Source organism: Pontimicrobium aquaticum, from assembly GCF_005047595.1.
Classification (GTDB): Bacteria; Bacteroidota; Bacteroidia; order Flavobacteriales; family Flavobacteriaceae; genus Pontimicrobium; species Pontimicrobium aquaticum.
In genome coordinates, this window is the sequence record NZ_SUPL01000001.1 from 116,432 (window position 1) to 133,741 (window position 17,310).

Genomic DNA, 17,310 nt, shown 5'->3' on the forward strand with positions numbered 1-17,310 from the left:
CTTGTGTAATTCTTTATTGTTGGTTCATTTGTATATTAATTACTATTTGAACCTCATCTCCAAGCGATACAGATTTGCTTCCTACTTTAAACAGCAACCTATCTATAGCTCCTGTTATCTTTAGTCCTGCCTTAAGCTTTTGGTTACTACTATTAGTAATCACCCCATTAACTACCCCATCTAAAGAAACTGTTTTTGTGATATTCTTTATAGTTAACTCTCCCGTTAGTTTAAATGTTTTATCTCCTGTCATTTCCACATTTGTCGTTTTAAATGATATAATTGGGAAATCCTCAACCTGAAAGTAATCGTTACCTCTTAATTTTTTATCCCTACCATCATTATCAGTATCAATACTAGCAGTTTTAATTTCTACGTTGAAATTTGGATTAGAAAATGTATCGTTGGCTGTAGCTTCAATATTAAAATCATCAAAGTTTCCTGTAACTTCGGAAATCATTAAATGGGTAATATTAAAACTTACCTTTGAATGTGCTTTATCTACTTTCCACTTTGATTGAGCAAAAATAATAGGAGAAACTGTAAAAAATAATATTGTAAATAACTTTTTCATAATGCTTAAATTGTTTTTAATTAATCAAAAAATTAAAGTTTAATAACTGTTTGCTGTTATAAATATTTAAAAGATTACGCGAATGTAAGTATCTATCATAATAAAACTTGAGTAAATGATTTAGATACTCTCTTTTAAATGCTCTAACGTGCTTTTTTTGCAGTAAAAAAAATTTAAATAGGACTTACCAAATGAATAAACTATATAATCTTGTAGATAAGGCACAATTTATTCGTGTTAATAGATCAATTGTGATCAATAAAATCTACATCAAAAAATGTATGTATATAAAGAATAATGAGTATTCGTTCAAATCGAAAAATGGAGACACTCTTTTATCTTCAAGACCTTAGTATCAAAAAAAATTTTCGGCTACTTATTACCATTTAAATCTTTAAAACTCATTTGCTCGTGTGTTACAGTTTCTAATAGTGTTTAGTTTTTAATTCATTTTTTATATTTTTCATATACTGGCAAGTAAGTTTATCTAAAAAAATAAATAAAAGATTATTCATCTCTTGATAATCATGGGCCATTAGCTGTTTAGGGTTTTGAATATGCTTGTTCCCTTCTAATGATTTAAGCTCTTCTGTAGAATTTGAAATTATGGATTCTATAGATTCATTATTAAATTCTAGGTGACATTGAAACCCATATACCAATTCAGAATATTCAACTATTTGTCTTGGGCAGCCATCACTGAAAGCAATAATTTTTGAATTATCTGTTAAACCAGGCATATCATTATGCCAGTGGCCAACTGTAACTTCTTCGGGAAAGTGGGAGAACTTTTCATTTTGCTTTCCTTCTTCAGTTTTTACAATTGGAAAAACTCCAATTTCTGGATTAGGACTTTTTTCAAAAGGAGCTCCAAGGGCTTCTCCTATTAGTTGAGCACCAAGACAAACGCCTAGAACAGCTTTGCCTGTATTGATACATTTTTTAATGAAGGCAATCTCTGATTGAGAATCAAAATACGAACACTCTGTTTTTTTTGTAGTTGGGCATTGAGGACCTCCTAAAACAACTAAAAGATCAAGCGTATCAATACTTTGAGGGAGTTTTTCATTATTGTAAATTCTAGTACATGAGACTTCACACCCTCTAGTAATCGCCCAATTATTAAAAGCTCCTGGCCCTTCAAATACTTCGTGGATAATAAAATGTATCTTAACCATTGATTTTTGTTTGATATTTTATAATTTGATTTTAGCTAGATATTAAGGTTAATTGTTCCTAATTAAATTTTCTTAGTAAGGAACCAACTAATTACTAAAAATTATTTTCACTATAGCTTTTAATGAATATATAATTAGAATTGAGTTCAATTACATTATTTAAATAACGCTATTTTTTAATCAATTTTATAGTTTCCATTTTGGTTTGAGAATATAGCTTTACAAAATAAATACCAGATTCAAACCCACTTATATTTGTTTCGGTAATCCCACTTTTTTTAGTTAATATTTTTTGACCTTTTATATTATAAATTTCTAGTTTAGTTAGTTGGCTGTCATGGCCAGTCTTAATAGTAAAAACACTAGAGGTAGGGTTTGGAAACACGCTCGCTTCTTTTAAACTAGTTTCTGTGATAGATAAAGAAGCATCTCCATACATTTGCAGGTAAATTTCTGTTTCCCCGTCATTTGGTGCAATATTATCATCTCCTTGCCACACAATTAAATAAGCATCTTGACCATTAGTAGCAACTGCTGGATTATCTGCATCATAATTAGCATCTCCATCAGTTCCCATATCACTTAGTAAAAAAGTTCCGCCACTATTTGAGCCTGTATTAGTAATTATTTGTCCATAAATTTCCTCTTCATTTTGAGTATTGTTAGCATCCGCTCTATAAACTAAAAAATATTCATTATTTTTTTCATTCCAAGTAATTGCAGGAGCCCAAGCATCAAAGTTAGAATTTGTATCGGTTACTATGGTAATTCTAAAGTCATTTGTTCCAACTTCACTTCCAGAAGATGTTAATCTTTGTCCATAAATCTCATAGAGATTTGCGCCTATATCAGACCCATTCCATATTACCAAATATTCTTGATCTATTGCGTTATATGCGCATCTAACAAATTGCCCTATTGAAAAACTGGTGTCTCCATCGGTTCCCATATCGCTAATTTTAAAGTTACTCCCTAATAATGAGTTTGTGTTAGCATCATATAATTGACCAAACACTTCTGCCTCTTCATTTGTTGCGGTTTCCCCTTGCCAAATTATCAAAAATTCATTATCAATAGAATTCCATGATAAATGAGGGTAACGTGCATCAAAATTAGCATCACCTTCAGGAAGTTGATTACTTATTTTAAAATCGTTACTTCCTATCTCAGCACCTGTATTAGATAATCTTTGGCCATATATCTCCATTTCGTTATTTTGGTTTTCATCGTCCCCTTCCCAAACCACTAAGTATTCATTACTAGTGGAGCTATAAGATACTTTTGGCTTAGCAGCACCAAGAATTGTATTTCCTTCATCACCAACGTCACTAATTCTAAAATTGCTTCCAATCAATGCCCCTGAATTAGCATCAATGCGTTGTCCGTATATTTCAAGTTCCCCATCAACAGCAGTTTCACCTTTCCAAACAACTAAGAATTCATTATTTACAGAGTTCCATGTAACATCAGGTTCGTCAGCACGAAAACGCGTATCACCATCGGTTCCTGTAAAACTTATCCTAAAGTCATTGGTTTGAACCTCCTCTCCAAGGTTATTAATGAATTGCCCATAAACTTCAAACTCATTATCAACTAATGATCCTGTATCATCATCAGCTGTCCAAACGACCAAATATTTGTTTTCAGTTACACTATATGCTACTTGTGGATCGAATGCATAAAACGAAGTAACTCCATCGGTTCCCATATCGCTTATTTTTAAGTCGTTAACCCCAAATTCTTGAGCGTTTAAATTGGTTAGTGATGTTAAGAGTACAGCTAGTAAAAATCTTTTCATAAGTATTTAGTTTGAGTTAAAAACATAAATTTATTACACAATACCTTGGTTAATATTTTTTTGATGTGAGTAACTAATTATATGATTTAAAAAAAGATTAGCAATTGAATAAAATCTTATGTAAAATATCATCGTCTTAATTAATACTGTTGAAAACTATTTTAGCTTTTAAAAATTTTCGTTTATATATTTATCTGCGTTGCTTTTTTTATAGAATGCTTTATAATCTTTTATATTTAAAATTTCATTAATAACTTCTGATTTACTCTTACCCTTTGCCTCATTATAGTAAGATTTGCAAATAATATAGCCAACCCAATACATAGCAGACATTGGTCGTTTTCCTTCTTGGGGTAACATCCATTCCATATATTTATCATCATACATGTCCTTTTTAAAATCTTTCCAGATCAATTTTTCCTTTCCAATAAATTCAGTAAAAAACCTCATAACATCAGATTGACCTGTTATTAGCTCTGTAATAAACTCAGCAGAGCCTTCTATCATAGCATATTTTAATAATGTTTTTTCATTAGCCATTCCTTCTTGATTAAAATGAACCGATTCATGAATAACAGTAACAGGAGTTTTAAAAAAATCGCTTGTCCATTCTAAAGTTTGCTTATCCCAATTAATAGAATTTTTTTTAGTCTTACTTTTAACAGAAGAATTTATTAATAATCCGTTATTTGTTTTAGTGCCTCCAGACATTAAATCAGAAATAACAAAATACACATCTGGAAAAACAGCTTCAGGGTACAAAGTCTTAAACTCTGTAAAATAACCATGAATATCACCCTTGAAGTTCTCTACTTTTAATACTGTACTTCTTATGTCTTTATAGAAAGATTTGTTTTTTATAACATGTGCCCCGAAGCTATCAATGTCTCTAACTTTGTAAGCAAAAAAATCTTGTAACCCAACACTCCCATTTATAAGGTAATTTTCCTTAAATATTTTGGAGGCATCTTTGGGATTCTTAATTGCTATATCAAAAGCTTTATAAAAGTTTTGAATATCACTTGTAACTAATTTTGGTGACAAAGGGTTGGAAGAGCTTAATTTGGGAACAATGGCGTTTATTAGACTATTCCATCTCTTATCTTTATGCAAATAACTCAAGTCAATATCTTTAGAAACTCGGGTTTTATCACTAAAACCATTATCAACTGCTAAATTTAGGCTTCTGAAAGCTAAATCCATTTTTTTTGCTAATGAATAGCTACAAGCAGCATTGTAGTAGTATCTTTTCTTTATGGTTTTTAACCAAGCTAAATTAGCTGCCCTGTCATATTCTTTTCCAGCCTTTAAATAAATTTTGGCTGAGTATAAGCTATCAGCTATTAAAGACACTTCTTTATATGATTGGCTGAATAAAGCGTTGCTATTAAAAATAAGCACAGCAAAAAGGATAATAAAATTTTTCATTGTTTTAATTTACGTTAATAATGCGTTGTGATTTAAAGACGGTGTTGTATTCTAGTGGTTACAATTTATTTTAATTAAAATCACAGAACGCTAATATGGAGAAATGATTAATCGTTTTTTTGATGTGAACGATTAATAATATGATTTGAAGAGACAAAAAAATCCTTACAAAAATGCAAGGATTTTTAAACCAAAAACATTCTAATGAAAAAAAAAAAAAATGAGTTTGTTATTTTTTAGTAAGCTGAGCTTGTATTTGTTTATTCCATGTGTCATAATCAGCATAATCTTTATGGCTAACTATTTTACCATTTTTAATTTGAAGAATCGTTAAGATAGGGATGGATACCATTATCTTTTCAGTGTTAGAGTTTTTGTACCATACATTTGGAAGTACACTTTGGTAAGTAGAGTTAACCACAACAAAAGATCCTGAACTAAAAATTTTATCAACATTTATACTAATGTATGGTGGTTTATTATTTTCAAATGCTTGATAAACTCCCTTAAACATAGTATAAACTTTTTCTTTACCTACAGTTTCAAATGCGCTTTTAAAGGCTTCGGTTGCTGTAGGATCTTGAAAGCGAATATTATCATCGTAAAAAGTTTTCATTTTATCAAAGTCCCAATTCCCATAAGCTTCCATATATTCTAAAGCTAAATCTTCAGATGATCTTCCTGCAGACGGTGTTTGACCATATGAGAAAAAAGAAGTAAGTAATAACAGTGTTATTATTAATTTAGACTTGTTAAGTAGTATTCTCATGAGATTTTTTTGTTAAAAGTATTAGAATAGTTTGTTCTTATTACAATAATGATTTGAATAGCTTAATTAATGAAGCAAAAAAATCTCTCTTATAAGTTTTTTCTCATATAATCTGCAATAAGTTTTTCATTATAAGTTCCACTATTAGAAAGAGAATCAATAATATTTTTTTGTTCTTTTTTAGTTTTATTCTGACTTAATTTTTCTTTGGCTTGTATTTCAGAAACTTTTATCTCAAAAGCCACAATACCATTTGCCATTTTGGTTTTAAAACCTAAGGGTAGTTTATTCCATTGCTGTTTATAAGCAACCTCAAAATTTTCAATAGTACCCTCCAGCAATTCAAAAGTTTTCTCTAAATCAGTAATAATTTTCCCTTTGCCATAGGCATGCACTGAAATATAATTCCAAGTGGGTACATTTAATTCCTTTCCGTAATTTTTGGGAGAAATATAGGCATGTGGTTCACTAAAAATGACCAAAACATTTTTATCTTCAATATCTTTCCACTGTTTGTTGGCTTTAGAAAAATGAGAGGTTAAAATTATGTCACCTTCATTTTCTGAAATTAAAAAAGGCAAATGCGTGGCAATTGGGACATTATTTTTTGAGGTGATAATGGTTCCAAAACTAAAACGTTGTATAAATTCAACAATTTGCTTTTTGTTAGTTTGTAAGTTTTTTTTTGGAATGTACATGTTGCTATTTGAAGTTTCATTTATTATATCTTTATTAAATAAATTTTAAAAAGGAAAAAAATACTCCATCTTTATTTTATGATATAATTATGATAATTAGCTTTCAGCTTAATTTTAACTTTGAATTAAGTCTTGTTAAAGGGCATCTAAATTTAATATCTCACCAAAAATGAATAAAAAAAACCTCTCTAGGTCTATTAAAAGGTTGATTATTTTTACAAAAATGTGATTTTGCTTCATTAAATTAAGGAAGGTAAATGACTGATTTTTTACACATAATTTCGAGAATAGTTTATGTGTCAAAGCAGAATTATTGTGTAAGATACCACACAATGTTTGAAGGTTTAAAAAAATATTTGAGTATAAATATGATATCTATACTCAAATATTTAAATTTCTAGTATTATAAGACTTCTGTTTTTTTAATAAATATAGCGTTTGAATAAAACCCTGGGCTAGGAAATTGATTTTTAGGCCTTTCAGTATATCCCCATTTTTTGAAATCCATTTTGTAAGAAATAAATAACATTGGTAATTCTAATAACGTATTTTTTTGAAGTTCAAACCTTAACTTTAAATGAGAGCCAGGATTATAAAAAATCATATTGATTTGACTTCCATCTTTATTTCGCTCTTTAAAGTGATTATCTGTATATAATTTATCATTCACATAAATCTCTTGTACTCCATCCTTTTTGATTGGTAGGTTTAAAACAGAAGCTTCATTAGTAGGTGGTTCAATCATAATTTCAAGAATTCTTTTATCTCCTCTAATTGAATCTAATAATATTTTTATTTCTGGATTTACTAGCCCAGGTAGTACTTCTGCATAACTTTTAAGAACCGGTGTTTTTGAAGTAGGAATAATTTCAGTTGGCGGAGTAAATTCTGTGTTCTTTAAAAATTGTGATGCCCACTTATCAGCCTTGCGCTCACCATAAACCCAACCAGATTTCTTAACATCTAAGTTCCAGAAAAAAGATAAATCAGTTGGTTTAGGTCGTTCATTAGAAAATTCTGATGTCATACTACCAAAAGAAAGAAACAATAAGAAAATTACAAGCAACCCTGCATTAAAGTATTTAGGAGCGTAATTAATTGCTTTCATTATATAAGGATACAACATCCCTAGAAGAAGTGTAAGGAAAAGCATTATAGGTCCAATCATACTAAGAGAAAGCCCTTGAAAAATTATTATAATAATAGGTAGCCAAATAATTATTGCTGGTAAACCTAATAAAAATCCATATTTTTCATAAATTATTTTATTACCTACTTTAAGTAATGACCACAATTTTCCTAATAAGATTATAATTAAAGGAACATAAAATAGATAAGCTGCAGTAGGTGCTAACATTGTAACAACCAACATTAAAATAACCAAAACTATAATAGGGCCTAAGAACTTTGCTTCATCATTAATCTTTGAGCCAATTCTTTGGAAATAAACACAAAAAAGTAATATCGCTAAAGTGAATATTCCCCAAAAGTAGGTGTAAGCATTATACATACCTGAAGTGCCTAATAACTTATAATTTGGATGAATAAGCTCTATCAAAAACCATAACCCATATGAAATACTTGGAATTAGAACTAAAACACCTAGATACAGCATTACAGACTTTAATACACTAACAATTTTAAATTCATTTTTTCGTTTACCAAAAATTAGGACAGCTACAAATAGTAAAAACGTCAGAATTACAAATGGCCAAATTAATGATTTTGGATGCATTACCATAAAATCCCCCAGTGTATTAAAATACACAGAGTTACCACCTCCAGATAGAGTGCTGAAATCTAAATTACCAAAATGATTAGCTACTCCAAAAATATGGTTTCCATAACTTTGTAGGCTGGCAAGTGATAAATTCTCTGGGTTGTCTTTACTAGTATGATAATTATCAACCCCGTCTACAATTGCACCAGTTGCACCTCGAATTCCTTTAGCTTTAAAAATTGTAAAATCTGTCCCTTGGGGAACCATTTTATATATTTCATAAAAAATAGATGATGCTAACATGCTTGGAACTGCTTTATGTAGTTCACTAATAACTTTACCATTATTAGCACTAGTTTCAAACATAAGTACTGGGCCTGAGTTTCCTCTAGCATCCATATTTAATAAAAACCCAATGTCATTTTTATTTTTTAATTGCTCTACATATGAAATTGCGCCAAATAGCCCTGCTTCTTCACCATCTGTAAACAAAAAAATTATGTCGTTTTTATAACCTTCCTTTTTTGCAACTAATGTTCTTGCTGTCTCTAACATAGATGCCACAGCCGACCCACTATCTCCAGCACCAGGTGTGTGATAATCTGAATCGTAATGTGACGAAATAACTAAAGATTTCGAACTAGTTCCTTTACCTGGGAGAACTGCAGTAATATTCTGCACATTCGCAATCATTTTTTGAGACCTATTGAATCTTGCTTCTCTGAATGCGGTTTCATTAGAAACAGTTACTTCTAATCCTAAATTCTTAAGTTCACTTACTATATATTCTTGCACTAAACGGTGCTCATTCATACCCAAATAATGTGGGGCTTTAGCAATGCTCTTTACGTGATTCATAGCTCGTTCAGCAGAATAACCAGATTCTAAAGCTGGCTTTGAAATTTTATCACTAGGAGTAAGTGAAAAAGTACTTAACCAAGCAACAAGTATAAACGAACCTATTACTACAACTATTGGTTTAATTTTATCCATAGTCTTTAAATTATTTGTCAGGTTGTTATTTGCTCATTGCTAGTTTAGCCGAATGCTTAAAGACATCTTCAATTTTTTTTGCAAAATTATTGTCTACACCTTTATAAAATGTAACTTTCATATCTCTTTTTCTACTGTTTTTAGCTTTAACACTTATTAATAGACTCTTCTTAATTGTAATTAACAAAGAGCCTTCCGATTCTGAGTATGCGAATAGAACATTCTTCCCTACCTTCATTTTTGACAAATCAAAGTCATAAATAACTTTTCTTTCGTCCCCTGATTTTTTTAAGTTTTGTGAAATCTTAATTATAGAGCCTGTATAAGACACATTGTAACTAACATCATAACCATATACATTTCCTTTAATTTTAGTTTCCATTTGAGTTTTAATCCATTCAAGAGATTCCGAAAGGGACATGCTATCTTTATTTTGACCATAAGACATTAAACTACTAGCTGCTAAAAACAGAAATACTACAAAATTCTTCATTATTCTTAATTTAAGTTAATATTAACCACAAATGTATCTAATGAAGGGAATGTATGCTCGCAAAATTTATTGATAGTTGTTGCAAATCTTGAATTGCCAATAAGCAAAACACGAATTGAGTACTTGAAAAATTTAATTTTTTCTGGTTTTCCTGAAGTCAGTTGGCGTTAAACCTGTATGTCGTTTAAAAGAACGATAAAAGCTATCTATTGAATTGAACCCTGCGTCTAAAGCTATTGATTCAATAGTAAAAATATCATTATTTAAGTCGCTTAATCTTTTCGTGGTTTCTTTAATTCGGTAACTATTTATAAACTCAGAAAAATTCATATTCATTTGTTCATTAATAATTTGAGATAAGTGCTTTGAAGAAATATTAAGCTCGTCGGCTAGCTGATTTAAAGATATTTTTGGGTCTTTGTATCTTTTTTCTTTTTCAACCAACTGAAGTATTTTGTTTAAACGGATATTAGTGTCATTCTTTGATAAATAGGAAGAAGAATATTTTTGGGTCCAACCGTGATACGGAATATCTGTACCCATTTGGTTAATCCATAAAAATGAAATAATTAGCGTAAATAATGAATAAAGAATAATTTCTACCGCTGAATGACTAATGTTTATTATTTCAAAATTGCTTAACAAAATAGACCCTTTAAGCAGTAACCAAATTAAAAGATAGAAGTAAAGTAATCTTTTAACCCAAATTCTATTAATTTTATACTTATTGATGAATCCTATGGAAGATTTTTTAAATTTTGATAATAAGATGAATGTAAGAATTATATAAATAATTATTGACAGATCTATTATTCCAACATCTATTTGACGCACTACACCAGCTTTCACATCCCAATGCCTGATTAATTTTTCAATTTTTATTGAAGATGGTTTAAAGTATGATTTAATGTGAATTATTTGCCAAATCAAAAACGGTATAAAGTGTAGTAAGTATACCGATCGAAGAGTGAACTCTTTTTTTATTAAAGATAGGGAGTAAATATACAATAATGGTCCATAAGCCAACAAAAAAACACCTCCCCAACCAAACCAAGACGGAATTTTAAATATGAATCCTGAACGAATAACAATCCCATAACACAATTCATAACTTGCAATCAATAATAACAATGCTAATAATTTATTTGGAAAAGATTTAATTGAAGAGCTTGTTAAAATGGATGTCACAAAAAAAACACCGACACTTAGTGCTATTAAACCAAGTATTATATAGATGTCAACAACTAAATTACTTGTCATGTTTAAAAAGTACATTTTCAATTATAAGATTCTAAATATCTATGATATTTATTTTGCTTTATCCCCTCCTCTTTTCAGCAAGATAACTTGGCTAAGTTACTTAAAATATCACTTACTTTTATTTTGGCAAAACTAATTATTCTTAATTTCTTTTTATTTAACATCATTTAATGCTATTTGTTAATTTCCTAACTCTAGAGCCATCAGTTTTCATTATATAGATTTCAGAATTACCGCTACGATTCGATTCAAAAGCAATAAACTTACCATCGCCAGAAAGTACTGGACGATCATCTACATATGAATTATTTGTTAACCTCTTTAGTTTTCCATCTTTTTTATTTCTCGTATATATTTCAGTATTTCCATCACGACGGGAAGTAAAAACAATTTTATTTCCCACAACCATCGGATTTGTATTAGAAGTAGAAGTTCTTGTTAAGTTTTTTTCATTTGTTCCATCAATATTCATAATAAAAACATCTGCTGATCCACGTTTTTCTGAATCAAATAGAATTCGCTTACTATCTGGAGTAAATGAAACAAAATATTCATCCCTATCCGTATTAGTAAGTCTTTTCATATTCTTACCTGTACTATCCATTATATACAGTTCGTAATTTCCTTTCATATTAGATGTAAATGCTATCTTCTTGTTGTCTGGAGAAATTGCAATAAGAAAATGTTTGTTTGGGTTACGAATTAACTCTTTCGGTTGACCTCCATTCATCATGTCAACTTCATAAATACTTGAAGTATTATCCTCATGATTTAATATATAATATGCTTTTTTAAGATCTTTGGATACAATTGTTCTATTAGGATTTGGAGTGCGTTTAACTAACTTTTGTCCCGAACCATCCAAATTCATGGTGTAAATCCCATCACCGTCATGTGTAAAATAAATTTTATCTTTTGTCCAAGCAATGGCACCTGAATATTCTCCATCTTTAAAATTTGTAAGCTCTTTTACGTCAGATCCGTCTGCCTTCATACTTATAATTGGACCTGATATCCGCTTCCCATTTGCATCTTGTAATGAAGATTGTGAATACAAAATTCTTTTTCCATCAGGTGACCAAATAGGCTGTATATGGGTTCCATCACCAACTGATAATATTTGTTGATTAGATCCATCTGGATTCATTGTAAAAATTTTACCTTTTCCTGGTCTATAGGAATAAAAAACTATTTTTTTTTCATCATTAGACATAACTGCTGAATAATCATTTGGAGTTTGTGCTATGACAATACTACTTTGCAATGTTAAAAGCAAAATCAAAAAGATGTAAATTATTTTTTTCATACTTATTATATTAAAAAAGTTCTTTACAAATTTAATTGGAGCTTAAGTGATTTTTATAAAAAATGTTATGAATAGTTATTTTTGTGATAGTTTGCTATTTTTTAGTAAGCTGAGCTTGTATTTGTTTAGTCCATGTGTCATAATCAGCATAATCTTTATGAATAGTTATTTTACCATTTTTAATTTGAAGGACCGTTAGGAAAGGAATGGATACCATTATCTTTTCTGTGTTAGAGTTTTTATACCATGAATTTGGTAGTATACTTTCATAAGTAGAGTTAATTACAACAAAAGAGCCTGAACTAAAAATTTTATCAACGTTTATACTAATGTATGGTGGTTTATTATTTTCAAATGCTTGATAAACTCCTTTAAACATAGTATAAACTTTTTCTTTGCCAACTGTTTCAAACCCGCTTTTAAACGCTTCGGCTGCTGTAGGGTCTTCAAAGTGAATGTTTTCATCGTAAAAAGTTTTCATTTTTTCAAAATCCCAATTGCCATAGGCTTTCATATATTCTAAAGCTATAGTCTCAGATGACTTTACTGCTGAAGATGTTTGACCGTAGGAGAAAAAAGAGGTAAGTAGTAAAAGTATAATTATTAAATTTGATTTGTTAAGTAGTATTCTCATGAGGTTCTTTTTTTGTTAAAAATATTAGAATAGTTTGTGCTTGTTACAATAATGATTTGAATAGCTTAATTGATGAAGTTAAACATATTATCACTTAAATTTTTCTATTTATTGAAGTATTTTTTTTAGCGCCTTGACTCTTATTAACTCACCCTAGTAGTTAATAATTTAACTATATAAATTCAATCCATTTATATTTTAAACTACTTTTCCGAATAAATTCATTGCAGATTTTTTATAAAATCCTAATTTATCTGATTAATATATAGGATTATGCTTAAAAGTTACGTTATTCTATTGTTTCTTTATATGTGTTGTGTTTACAACTAACTTATTGCTTTTTAACTTTCTCCTCATACTTTTCTAAATAGCCACTTTCTTTTAAAAATCTATCATAATCTTCGATATTCAGAATATGGTTAACAGCTAATTTTTTGTCTTCAGCTTTGTTAAAATATGCTTTTACTATTTCATAACCAATCCAGTATCCTAAATCATGTGGTCTATCATCTTTACCACTTACCCCATATAACCAATCTTGAAAATTATTTCCATGCATTACTTGTAAAAACTCTTTACATAGATTATCTTTATGTTTATTTCCATATCTGTTTGTGCCTCCATTAAGTTTTGTTCCAGTTATTAGTTCTGCAATAAAGTCTGCTGCTCCTTCTAGAATAGACTGTTGAAGTAGGTTTTTCTCTCCTTTAGGCCATTTTTGTTGGAAATGAATTGATTCATGAACAATTAATCCAGGAATATATTCAAAATTATTGTTATTTAGCATTTCAGCTCCAATTAGCAAACCGTTTTTAGAGATAGTCCCCATAGTATTAAAACGTCCAACTACAAAATAAACTGGAGGATAAACAGTATAAGGGTACCAATATTCCAAAGCATAGAAATATGGTTTAACCTTTTTTTCAATGTCTTTAATTTTTTCTTCAATATCTCTTACTTTTTCATAATCTTGTTTTCGTCGAATTACCATATTCAATAAAGAATCTGCACTAATTATTCTATTACGAATGAAACCCTGTAGCCCAGCAGTTCCATTTTTAATATAACCCTCAAAAGGGTTTTTATCAGAATCTTCATATGCGTCAAATGCTATCCAGAAATTTTGAATATCGGAAGTTTCAAATTTTGAATCTATTGGCTTTTGGGGGAAAGATTTCTCTTGGCTTATTACTTTTGCAAAGCTTAGCGTAATAAATGTTAATATTAATGCTCTTTTCATCGTATTTTCTAATTTTAAGTTATACTATAATGAGTCATATTATTTGCAATTGTTACTACCTTTTATTATAAACATATATGAATAATTCAATAAGCAATATGAGCAGCTGATATATTGAAGCGAGAATATGATTTTATGACTTAAAGAAATAGTTAATTAAACAAAAGCTAACATTTTTAATTTTTATAAAGATTTTCTCATATAATCTGCAATAAGCTTTTCGTTATAAGTTCCACTATTAGAGAGAGAATCGATAATATTTTTTTGCTCTTTTTTAGTTTTATTCTGACTTAATTTTTCTTTGGCTTGTATTTCAGAGACATTTATCTCAAAAGCAACAATGCCATTTGCCATTTTAGTTTTAAAGTCTAATGGTAGTTTATTCCATTGCTGTTTATATGCAACCTCAAAATTTTCAATCGAATGCTCTAACAATTCAAAAGTTTTCTCTAAATCGGTAATAATTTTTCCTTTACCATAGGCATGCACTGAAATATAATTCCAAGTGGGTACATTTAATTCCTTTTCGTAATTTTTGGGAGAAATATAGGCATGTGGTTCACTAAAAATCACCAAAACATTTTTATCAATATCTCTCCATTGATTATTGGCTTTAGCAAAATGAGATGTTAATATAATATCACCTTGATCTTCTGAGACTACAAAAGGTAAATGTGTTGCAATTGGCAAATTTCTTTTTGATGTGATAATAGTTCCAAAACTAAATCGTTGTATAAATTCAACAATTTGTTTTTTGTTAGTTTGTAAGTTTTTTTTAGGAATATACATAACCTTATTTACTATAGTTTTTTACAATTTCCTTTATAATATTTTGTTTAAAATTTTTGTTGGATATGAATTCTTTTTCAAATGCTTCAAAAGCGTCTTTTTTAATGCCACTTTTAATTGCAGATTGTTTCCAGTGCTCTAATGTTAAAGTTTCATCGTAAGAAAGCTCTAACAAAGATTTAATGATATGATTCATTTTATCTCTTCCAAATCTATCTTCAAAACATTTTAACATTAAAGGCGCTAAAATGTACCTGTATTTACTTCCTATATCACTTCTTTTTTTTACCTCACTTAACGCTATAAATGTATCCTCTTCGTTAATGCTTTTAACTTGTTTTATTAGTGTTTCTTTTAAAAAATCCTTTCCACATAAATCTTCTGCTATGTTATAGGATAAGTATTCTGTAAACGATTCCCCCCAAAACCACTTTAACTTACCTGAATTTACATTGTTTCCAAAATAGTTATGTCCAAATTCATGCCCAAAATATCTAACATTATTATTTGTGAACTGACCTTCATCATCTAACATCTTGTCAAAATTTAATGCTGTGAAAGCAAATGTTGGATACGTGTTAAATCCCCAACTGCTACCTTTTTTTCTTTTATTTATAGCTTTATGACTAACCAAATAAATTTTATCAGTAAATACTATACCAAGTTTGTTTGATAAATTAGATTTAATTATCTCTATATTGCTAAACACTTTTTTTGAAGTTTCTTTTGTGATTTTTGTGTTGAGAATATAATTTCCATTGCTCTCCACAAAATCATAATTACCAGCAAACAGTAATAAACGCTGTGCTTTTTTTGACACAAAGCGAGACGTTTTTCCTTTTTTAGGAGCACTACCATTAATAAAAATGGTAGTACCTCCTTTTATACTAATGGTCAAATCATACGTATAGCTATTAATTAATCTGTCATTAGTAACATCATAAATCACGGGATACCATTTGGTCTGCTCAGTGGCTCTTAAGGTTTCTCCGTTAAAAGCTATTATTCCTTTGTAATCAAATGCACTAAATTCGTCATTCTTATATATTGGAAAAGCACCTCTATAGGTGACATGAAGCTTACTAGGAATATATGTTGTATCTGTTCTTAATGTATATTCAATAGCTTCTCCATTAGTATTTCCGTTATGATGACCATTATAGCTTATTAATTGATTTTTATCATCTTTAAAATATTTTATATTCATTCCTTTGTTGAGTAAAATGCGATACTCTTCAATTTTTGGAATGTTAGATAAATCAAAATCACAATTAATTAATCCAGAATTCATATCTATTTCAACAGTTCCTTTTATATTAATTTGTGCATAACCAATACTAAACATTAGTAATGCCCAAATAATTATTACCTTTTTAAAGTTATTTTTTTTCATTTTCTAAAATTTCTATTAAATTATTTGTTAGCTCAAACAGCTTACGTTTTTTATTATTCCCTAATAAGATAATTATATAGTCCTTTTGAGTAATTTGAATATAAGAGAGCTTCAAAGTTTCTAGATTCTCCATTATGTAAATGCGTTTCCCATTTCTCATCTTTAAATTCAACACTTCCTAAAGCAGACTGATTGCCATTAAAACTTTGCCCTAAAATTTTAATTGATTCTTTATCTATTAATCGATAATTCTTTAATGACTGATCCCATTTTAAAAGATCATGTGCCGTTACATAAATTACTCCCGTAAAACGATCTTCGATTTTATCATTAACTAATGAGTTAGAATATCCTAAGGCTATATTTTTAGTATCAATTGTTGGGTTCGCAATTGCCGTTTTCATGCCAATAGGGTCAAATAGGCGTTCTTTAACAAATACATTAAATGGCGTACCAGATACTTTCTCAACTATAAATTGTCTAACAGATATATCATTATTGTTATAAAAATAATCAGTTCCTGGTTCAAACTTTAACGAGTTTAAATTTTTTAAGTCATTTAAAATATCCAAATCACTTTTGATGGTTCCCCATTTTAAATTTGGCAAACCACTAGTATATTGAAGCAAGTGTTTTACCTTAATTTTCTTTCCCCATGAAGGTAGTGATAAGATGAATTTTGAAATAGAATCATCTAAGTTTAATTTTCCACCTTCTACCAAAACCATTAAAGCTACAGCACTAAACTCTTTGTAAATAGATCCTATATTAAATCGTGTTGCAAGGCTAATTTCCTTTTCTTTAGATGCATCCGTATATCCAAATGAGGCAGAATAGATTATCTCATTATTTTTTACGATTAATGCATTTCCATTGAAATTTCCTAAAGAGTATGCATTGTGTAGCAATGAGTCTATTAGAATTGTATTTTGAATATGAGCAAACCCGCTATTAAATACGATTAGCGCAAAACTGATTATGAACGTTTTAAAACTGTTTGTTCTCATGAAATATTGTTTATAATAATGACAACTATT

15 protein-coding genes and 1 pseudogene are annotated in these 17,310 nt (G+C 29.2%); 1 reads left to right on the forward strand and 15 read right to left on the reverse strand.

From position 1 onward, the window contains the following. Positions 1-13: 13 nt before the first annotated feature. A complete protein-coding gene (locus E5167_RS00570; protein WP_136839961.1) occupies positions 14-574 on the reverse strand; it encodes a YceI family protein in 561 nt (186 codons plus the stop codon). Between the two features lie 167 nt (positions 575-741). Between E5167_RS00570 and E5167_RS15585 the strand changes: the two are divergent. Continuing rightward, positions 742-927 (forward strand): annotated as a pseudogene (locus tag E5167_RS15585) (LytTR family transcriptional regulator DNA-binding domain-containing protein); the annotation flags it as partial. Positions 928-999: 72 nt separating this feature from the next. On the opposite strand, the gene E5167_RS00580 reads toward E5167_RS15585, so the two are convergent. The 14 genes from E5167_RS00580 to E5167_RS00645 form a co-directional block, all read right to left on the reverse strand. Continuing rightward, complete coding sequence (locus tag E5167_RS00580; RefSeq protein ID WP_136839965.1) at positions 1,000-1,752, reverse strand: glutamine amidotransferase-related protein; 753 nt, start codon at positions 1,750-1,752, stop codon at positions 1,000-1,002. A 169-nt stretch (positions 1,753-1,921) separates the two neighbouring features. Continuing rightward, a complete protein-coding gene (locus E5167_RS00585; protein WP_136839967.1) occupies positions 1,922-3,550 on the reverse strand; it encodes a T9SS type A sorting domain-containing protein in 1,629 nt (542 codons plus the stop codon). 168 nt (positions 3,551-3,718) lie between these two features. Continuing rightward, positions 3,719-4,978 (reverse strand): TPR end-of-group domain-containing protein, encoded by a 1,260-nt coding sequence (locus E5167_RS00590; RefSeq protein WP_136839969.1) that lies wholly within the window; start codon positions 4,976-4,978, stop codon positions 3,719-3,721. A gap of 229 nt (positions 4,979-5,207) precedes the next feature. After that, complete coding sequence (locus E5167_RS00595; protein ID WP_136839971.1) at positions 5,208-5,747, reverse strand: nuclear transport factor 2 family protein; 540 nt, start codon at positions 5,745-5,747, stop codon at positions 5,208-5,210. A gap of 89 nt (positions 5,748-5,836) precedes the next feature. Further along, positions 5,837-6,445 carry an FMN-binding negative transcriptional regulator gene (locus E5167_RS00600; protein WP_136839973.1) on the reverse strand — a complete coding sequence of 203 codons (609 nt, stop codon included), beginning with the start codon at positions 6,443-6,445 and terminating at the stop codon, positions 5,837-5,839. A gap of 403 nt (positions 6,446-6,848) precedes the next feature. After that, entirely contained in the window at positions 6,849-9,158 is a 2,310-nt protein-coding gene (locus E5167_RS00605; RefSeq protein ID WP_136839975.1) for a M20/M25/M40 family metallo-hydrolase, read from the reverse strand. A 25-nt stretch (positions 9,159-9,183) separates the two neighbouring features. Next, entirely contained in the window at positions 9,184-9,651 is a 468-nt protein-coding gene (locus E5167_RS00610) for a hypothetical protein (RefSeq protein ID WP_136839977.1), read from the reverse strand. A gap of 132 nt (positions 9,652-9,783) precedes the next feature. Beyond that, positions 9,784-10,911: a helix-turn-helix domain-containing protein gene (locus E5167_RS00615; protein WP_169301347.1), complete on the reverse strand. Its 1,128-nt coding sequence runs from the start codon at positions 10,909-10,911 to the stop codon at positions 9,784-9,786. A 163-nt stretch (positions 10,912-11,074) separates the two neighbouring features. Next, the gene (locus E5167_RS00620; RefSeq protein ID WP_136839981.1) at positions 11,075-12,217 is read right to left on the reverse strand and encodes a DUF5050 domain-containing protein; all 1,143 of its coding nucleotides are present in this window, start codon (positions 12,215-12,217) and stop codon (positions 11,075-11,077) included. Between the two features lie 94 nt (positions 12,218-12,311). Continuing rightward, the gene (locus E5167_RS00625) at positions 12,312-12,851 is read right to left on the reverse strand and encodes a nuclear transport factor 2 family protein (protein WP_136839983.1); all 540 of its coding nucleotides are present in this window, start codon (positions 12,849-12,851) and stop codon (positions 12,312-12,314) included. Between the two features lie 331 nt (positions 12,852-13,182). Further along, positions 13,183-14,091: a gliding motility protein GldB-related protein gene (locus E5167_RS00630; RefSeq protein ID WP_136839985.1), complete on the reverse strand. Its 909-nt coding sequence runs from the start codon at positions 14,089-14,091 to the stop codon at positions 13,183-13,185. Between the two features lie 183 nt (positions 14,092-14,274). After that, entirely contained in the window at positions 14,275-14,880 is a 606-nt protein-coding gene (locus E5167_RS00635; protein ID WP_136839987.1) for an FMN-binding negative transcriptional regulator, read from the reverse strand. 4 nt (positions 14,881-14,884) lie between these two features. After that, entirely contained in the window at positions 14,885-16,273 is a 1,389-nt protein-coding gene (locus E5167_RS00640) for a gluzincin family metallopeptidase (protein ID WP_136839989.1), read from the reverse strand. A gap of 53 nt (positions 16,274-16,326) precedes the next feature. Next, positions 16,327-17,280 (reverse strand): serine hydrolase domain-containing protein, encoded by a 954-nt coding sequence (locus E5167_RS00645; protein WP_136839991.1) that lies wholly within the window; start codon positions 17,278-17,280, stop codon positions 16,327-16,329. Positions 17,281-17,310 lie beyond the last annotated feature (30 nt).